Source organism: Stieleria sp. (assembly GCF_041595215.1).
Lineage (GTDB): Bacteria > Planctomycetota > Planctomycetia > Pirellulales > Pirellulaceae > Stieleria > Stieleria magnilauensis.
Map to the genome: position 1 here is coordinate 1 of NZ_JBFHKV010000385.1, position 7,034 is coordinate 7,034.

Below are 7,034 nucleotides of genomic sequence, written 5' to 3' on the forward strand. Positions count from 1 at the left end.
CGCACGCTCAGCGGACGTCGCCACGACGTGTACACCGGCGTCTGCCTGTGGTCCACCGGCGAGTCTCGCTGCATCGTCGACGTCGTCCGCACCGAGTTGCAGATGCAATCGCTGTCCGAAACCATGATTCGAGAGTACCTCGACACGCTGTTGTGGGAAGGAAAAGCGGGGGCGTTCGGATTTCAGGACGGAAATGACTGGATTGAAATCGTCGGTGGGGGCAGCGAAAGCAACGTTGTCGGGCTTCCAATGGAGCGGCTGAAAGAATTACTGGAAAATTTTCACTCAGTTGCCGAAACCATAGATGCCAGACAATCGGAAACGCCTACTTCAAACGAGTGAGATTTGGTAAAGTTTGACGGTGGTATGCCGATGGCCCACATCGACTCTCGCCGAACGGTCCGAATTGATGATTCATAGTTTTCCCGCCGTGTTGTCTCGACGCAGCACCATGCCTCTGGTTGCGTGGTGCTTGCTCGTTTGTTTTGCTGTCAATTGCGATTCCGCGATCGGGCAGATTGATTCCCGCACGGTTTCGTCACGACAGACTTCCGCCGCTCCATCCTCTTCGGGTGAAAACTGGGCGGAGAAGATGTTCAAGACGACGAGCCACGATTTTCGCATCGTCGGGCGGGGGGCAAAGTGTGAATACCTGTTCGATTTCACGAACCTGTATCAGGAAGACGTTCACGTTGCGGCGGTCCGATCGAGTTGTGGTTGCACGACGCCGACGGTCACCCAAAACACGCTGAAGACTCACGAGACCGCTTCGGTGGTGGCCCGTTTCAACACCAGCACCTTCATCGGCCAGAAGTCTGCGGTCATCACGGTTGTGATTGATCGGCCCTACTATGCCGAAGTTCAACTGAAGGTCAGCGGGTTCATTCGAACCGATGTCACGTTTGATCCGCCTGAAGTCGCATTCGGTGAGATTGCCTCGGGGGTTGGAACTCAGCAGGACATCGTGATCACGCACACGGGAAATCGTGATTGGCAGATCACCGATGTGCGATCGTTTTGCGACGACTTGGAAGTCCAACTGAGTGCACCGCAGAAGTCACCGGGGATGGTGCGTTACCGGATGCGGGTGAAGGTCTTGGGGTCGATGCCCGAGGGCGATGTTCACGAACGGTTGACGTTGATCAGCAACGACGTCGATTTTCCGACGACGGAAATGTCGATCAACGGACGGATCCGCCCGTCGTTGAGTGTTTCACCTTCGGCGGTCAGTTTCGGGACCGCGGAACCTGGGGCGACGGTTGAAAAGCGACTGGTGATTCGCGGCGACGAACCCTTTACAATCAAAGACATCGTTTGCGCCGACCAACGGTTTGAATTCATGGCCCCCAGCGGCAGCAAGAAACTGCACTTTGTGACCTTGCGATTCAACGCGGGGGAAACCGAGGACCGCGTCGGACAAGAGATTCTGATCAACACCGATCTGGATGGCGGCAAATCGGTCAAGTGCATCGTCACCGGCGTCGTCAGCGGTTGAGCCGGATCGCAGCGGTGGTCAAGCGGCTTTCCGCGACGGTGCGTCGACCTGCGGTGTCGTGAGTTCGATGCAAGTCGCTTCGGCAGCAGCCGATTCGACGGATCTGGTTTCGACGTTCCCGTGTGCGAATGCCATCGCCAGGGATTCGACGCCGGAGAACGCGAGCAACAGATAGCCGAACAGTTCGGCGAATTCCTCCACCGCTGCCTTCGTCATTTCAGGCGATTCGCTCAGTCCGCCGGCGGTCCAAAGGTCTGGGACATCGAACGCCTGGCAGAGGGTGCAAATGTAGATGCCCCCGATCGCGAAGATCGTCATCGAAGGCGTCCTCAGCAGCACCCGCGACTCGACGACGATCCGTTTTCGACCGCGAACCAAGGCCACCAGTGCCACGCCCAGCAGCGGCAGTCCGGCCAGGTACTTGTAGGCATCATCAAAGAACACGGATTCGAACCAGGAATCGCATTCACGCGCCGCGGCGTAACCGACCAGGCAACCACACACGATCAACAGCGTGCGGCCGAAGGGCATCTGGACGGCGGCAATCATCAGGCAGACGGAGGCGAACAGGGCCATGTCGACTTGCGCCAGTTCGACGGGACCGTTTTCGCGGGCGACGAACTCGATTCCCACGCCACGGACCGCTAGCAAGATTAATTGACAGAGGGCTGCGGCAATCAAGGTGTAAGCGACTAAGCGGACGGGATAGTCGAACGTCGTGCGGGGTGGAGGGGCCAGATCCTCGCTCTGCCCGCCGCCGTTTCTTTGCGATTTTTTCATTGAACCTTCCTTGATTGACCGATGAACGAACCACTCTTAGTGATTACCCGCTCTGGTGGGAAGGTCAGTTGTGAAACTGTCGCTAGTGCTCCGTCAACTTTTAGAATGAGGGAGCTGCGGAAAAGGGGTCAGGTACCAAAAATGCGAAGCACCCTTTGGGCCCTTTGGTTTTTGGAACCTGACCCCTTTTCCGCTCGACAAACGCAGCGCTCAATTCAGATCTGGACAGAGCACTGGGAAGCCCGGGCAAATCGCTCAATTACAGCACGGCGACCGGATACGACCCCAAAATCTCCAGCCGGCGTGTGATCGAACTCAATTGATCGATCGCGGTGGCCACGCGGTCCTCGCCACGATGACCGCTGAATTCGACGAAGAACAAGTATTCGTTCCGCGATCCGGGCAAGGGGAAGGATTCGATCCAGGTCAGGTTCAATTGCGACTGGCTGAAGATGCTCATCGCGCCGGCCAGGGCGCCGGGTTGATGTTCGACTTGGAACAGCAGTGACGTTTTGTCTTTGCCGGTGGGGTGGGTTTCGTCGCGGCCGAGGACGGCGAAACGCGTGACGTTCTCGCGATTGTCTTCGATGTTTTGATTCAGCACATCGAGTCCATATTCACGCCCGGCCGGCAGACTGGCCACTGCGGCGATGTGGGCATGCTGAGCGGCAGATTCCGCGGCCGTCGTCGTGCTGCCGACTTCGATCAGCGCGGCGGCCGGGAAATTGGCGGCCAGCCAAACGCGGCACTGGGACAGGGCTTGGGGTTTGCTGTGGATCTCGGTGATTTGATCTCGCTTGCCGCTCGCCAGCAGGTTGTGGTGGATCGGCAGTAAGACTTCGCCGCAGATCTGCATGTGGCGGCGGGCGAACATGCCCAGCGTGTCGACGACGCGGCCGTCGGTGCTGTTTTCGATCGGCACCAGACCGCTGGCGGCATCGCCGCGGTGGACGGCATCGAAGACTGCAGGGATCGTTGCCACCGGAGCAAACGGGGTTGCGTCTCCGAAATACTTGATCGCCGCCAGATGGCTGTAGCTGTACTTCGGGCCGAGAAAGCTGACGGCACCTGGGCCCACCCCAAGGCGACAATAGCTGTCGATGTGGCGGAGGGTTTGACGCAGCGATTCGACGCTCTTTTTTTCACGCGTCTGAGTGGACTCGCGGCAGAATCCGTCCAATGCCTGGGCGAGGTGGGTGTTCGATTGGCCGACCGAGGGAAGGGATTGGTCGTCGGCCAACGTCTCGACCAGCTGGCGGCGCTGTTCAATCAGCCGCAGCAATTGAAGATCAAGTTGGTCAAGCGTTTCGGGTTTCGAAGCAGGCATGAAGGGGTCGGGTGGCAATGTAAAACGGGGAAATCTCGTCGCTGTTTATCAAGGATTCTTGGTTGTCTTGCAATGGCGGCCCCGGCCAGAGGGCATCGACAGATCGAATGGAAGTGTCGCCACCAGCGGCGTGCCCTGCGTCTGGGTGCCCTGCATCTGGGTGGGCGTATCTCCAGGTTAACGAGCCCTTGCGGAAAACAGGTAAGAAGATTTCGGAGGTAAGAAAATAATGCGATGCACGATCCAATGGATTTCGGCCCATTCGATTTCGGCAATTTTCCTACCTCCAAAATCTTCCTACCTCCCCGCCGCCACCTTACCTCCCCGCTCTGGCCAAGGCTCAAACCAAATCACCCTGGTCATCGAAGCGGAGTGGTTGGGGATCGTCGAGGATTTCAAGATGGTCGCTGCGTCGAGCGTCTTCCCAATAGGCTTCGCTGCAATGGATGATTTCCAGATCGAGCGTGTTGGAGATCCGCAGCCAACGCCGTTGATCGGCGTCCATTGGTGCTTGTCCAGTGACGGCCTCGAGCACCTCGCGATCGCTGTCGAACCAGACCGGCAGCGCGGCCGCGGTCGGGTGGCCTGCGGTGATGCAATTGATGCGTGTCTTGACCGGATCGATCTCCTCGGCGACGCGTCGATGCGTGTATTCGGCGATGCCGATCCCGGATGCATTGCCGGCGGTCTTTTCCGTCAGCGAGCGAACGTAGATCTCATCGATCTTGGGCCATTCATCGTCGCCGGCCATCTTGTCGTGCCACTTGCGGCCGACGACGTTGGTGTCCAATCCGGTGCCGCTGATCTCTTTGCCGATCGCATCGATGATCAGCAGTTCGGCCGTTCGAAACGGCAGCTTGGGCATCCACTCGATCGCCCTGCGTAGCAGTGTCGGTTCCAGGTCCAGCAATTGATCACCGGTGGCGACGGCGATCTGGCCGATCGAGTCATGGGCGTCTTCGACCAGTGCGATTCCCAACAAGAACGGGGTCGCCGCCAGGATCTTCGGGATCACGTCGGCGGTGATTCGGTCCAGCCGATAATCGAAGGATTTGAACGCGGGGTGAAAGGCGATCGCACCGCGATGTTTGCCAAGTCCGATCATCAACATCTTGCAAACACCGCTTTGGATCGAACCGTCCAGTTTGGTGTGGGGCTTGATGCGATTGATCACGATCAGATGATCGGCGGCTGCGGCGTTGCGGTCAAACGACAGCGGGATGCCGCCGGGGCCTTCACCGATCGAGACCGTTTCCATCGATGACCGGATCGGACAACCGACCGATTCGGGCGTGATCCCCAATGCCGCGAGCGTGGCGGCTTGGCCTTGGTCGGTTGCACCGCCATGGCTGCCCATCGCGGGGACGACGAAGGGCTGGGCGTTGCGATCGATCAACAGACGCACCACGGATTGCGTGACTTCGGCGATTCGGTCGATGCCACGGCTGCCGACGGCGATCGCCACCGATTGTCCCGGACGGATCTGCTCGATCGCCGCTTCCGCCTTGAGCTGCTCGGTCACTTCGGCCGCGACATCGCCGATTCGATGCGAGGTGAGTGATTGCTTCGCGGTGAAGAAGCGAGGAAAGGTCATTGGACGCGGAGCTGCAGGGGGTTGATGTTGCAATCGGGACGAAGCGTTTTGAGTTTTGCCAAGCCGGCGCTGGTGATGGCGGTGCGTTGGACATCGATCGATTGCAGCGTGCCGATTGCGGCGAGTGTGGGAATCGATGCGTCGGTGACTTGGGTTCCGGTCAACCACAACGTTTGCAGCGCGTTGTGGTTCGCGACGGCCGCGACGGTTTGATCGCCGCAGGTTGTCCAGCTGAGATCGAGTTCGCGCAAGTTCGTCGCCTGCCGCAGCCAGGCGTGGATGGAATCATCGACCCGGGTCGCTTCGAGTGACAACTGATCCAGCTGATTTGGTGTGGGGCAAAGTCGCGTGACATCGGCGGTGGCAACCGGTTGTCGTGACAGATCCATCCATTGGCAATCGGTCGACGTTGTCAGTGAAGCGAGTCCGGTCGGGGTGGTTTCACAATTTGAAAAACACAGCTGCGTCAACGGACGGCTGGTCGGGTTGTCACGAAGCACGGCGTCGTCGACTCGAAGGAAATCGATCAGCCCCCGTTCGGGCGACTCGGGAGCGGCGGCGGCCGGCACGTCGAGCGGGATTTGGTAAAGCGTGGTGAGTTGCTGGTAAACCCAGCGCCGATGGGCAACGGAGTCACCGTCGAGCAGCAGATGGGTGTAGGCGATCGCGTTGGCGTACCAACGGGCCAGATCGGATTGTTGTTGTGCGGCAGCGTGACCAGCGGTTCGTAATTCTTGTAGCGGGATGAAATCACGACCGCCTAGAACCCGGTAACGGGCGAATTGCAGACGCGGGCTATCCCAGCCGCCGACCGTTGCGCGGGCACGGTCGACGTGCAGCGATTCGAAGTAACCCGCGATGCCTTCGATCAACCAGAAATCAGCTCGCGCGCCAGGCAGTTCACCCGTCAGTCGGGATCGAGTGGCTTCGCGGAACAGTTGATGAATTAATTCGTGCCGGCGCGATGCGACGGCGTCGGCCGATGGCGAGGGATAAAAGAACGACGTCTGGCGTTGGTCGCTGTAAAAACCGGTCGACTGGCTGATGCCGGGCGTTGATGTGCCGAGTGTTCGTGCGTAGTCGTCAGCGTCTTTGAGCAACACGATGCGTAGCTTGCGCCGCGAAGCGAGTCTGGCGGGATTTTTTGCCAACGAGGACGCAACACGTTGATCGGGATCGATGTCACGCAGATGAAGCGCGACTTGATGATTGCCTTCCCACAGCGGAAAGAACAGTTGTGTCCAGATCCAGTACACACGTTCCATGTCCGTCGCGACTTCACGCGTGGTGGCTTCGTCGGCGTGGGAAAAGAGTTGCAGATGGGGCGTCTCGATTTGCCGATACGAACCACTTCTCCAACCCAGCCATTTCGGGGCGCTGCGGCCGCGCGCCGACTTGATCACAAACGTGTCGCGTTCGGCGGCCGATCCGATCGGAAGCCCGAGGTACTTTCGCAGCGCCGGGTCGTCGGGGTTGGCGGCCAATTCATTCCAGAGACGTTGGTAGGCCTGCCAGCCCTCGACGTTCCAATCGGGGATGTTTTTGTCCGGTTCGGCACGGCAAAGTCGCCGCGCGCTGTTGCCGACAGGCGGCTGGTGATCCGCTTGGTTTGCTGAAATGGTGACGGCGACCATGCGGTCGGCATCGTCAACGGTCGGCTGCTGGGCGACCGCGACGGTCGTGGTGAATGGCAGCGCGGCGCAGAGGAAGAGGGTCGTGGCGTCGAATTTGGCCAACGGCCATGCACAAGATCCGCGGTTGACGAGACATTTGTTGATGGCCGTTGGCCAATCACTCTCGGTTTCGTTTGCGGACCGTGGGCGATGCGCAAGGCTATC

The 7,034-nt window shown here is 59.3% G+C and carries 6 protein-coding genes; 2 read left to right on the forward strand and 4 right to left on the reverse strand.

The window, feature by feature from the left end:
* Both ABX749_RS15795 and ABX749_RS15800 read left to right on the forward strand, forming a co-directional pair.
* Window positions 1–342: Maf family protein (locus ABX749_RS15795; protein ID WP_372896829.1), on the forward strand; the 342-nt coding region annotated here is incomplete at its 5' end.
* 250 nt (window positions 343–592) lie between these two features.
* Entirely contained in the window at window positions 593–1,495 is a 903-nt protein-coding gene (locus ABX749_RS15800) for a DUF1573 domain-containing protein (RefSeq protein ID WP_145219633.1), read from the forward strand.
* An 18-nt stretch (window positions 1,496–1,513) separates the two neighbouring features.
* Here the strand turns inward: ABX749_RS15800 and ABX749_RS15805 are convergent, their stop codons facing one another.
* The 4 genes from ABX749_RS15805 to ABX749_RS15820 form a co-directional block, all read right to left on the reverse strand.
* The gene (locus tag ABX749_RS15805) at window positions 1,514–2,275 is read right to left on the reverse strand and encodes a hypothetical protein (protein ID WP_372896830.1); all 762 of its coding nucleotides are present in this window, start codon (window positions 2,273–2,275) and stop codon (window positions 1,514–1,516) included.
* Between the two features lie 259 nt (window positions 2,276–2,534).
* Entirely contained in the window at window positions 2,535–3,602 is a 1,068-nt protein-coding gene (gene pheA / locus ABX749_RS15810) for a prephenate dehydratase (RefSeq protein WP_372896831.1), read from the reverse strand.
* Window positions 3,603–3,942: 340 nt separating this feature from the next.
* Window positions 3,943–5,196: a lactate racemase domain-containing protein gene (locus ABX749_RS15815; protein ID WP_372896832.1), complete on the reverse strand. Its 1,254-nt coding sequence runs from the start codon at window positions 5,194–5,196 to the stop codon at window positions 3,943–3,945.
* On the reverse strand, window positions 5,193–7,034 hold a 1,842-nt coding region (locus tag ABX749_RS15820; RefSeq protein WP_372896833.1), incomplete at its 5' end, for a hypothetical protein. The genes ABX749_RS15820 and ABX749_RS15815, both read right to left, overlap by 4 nt.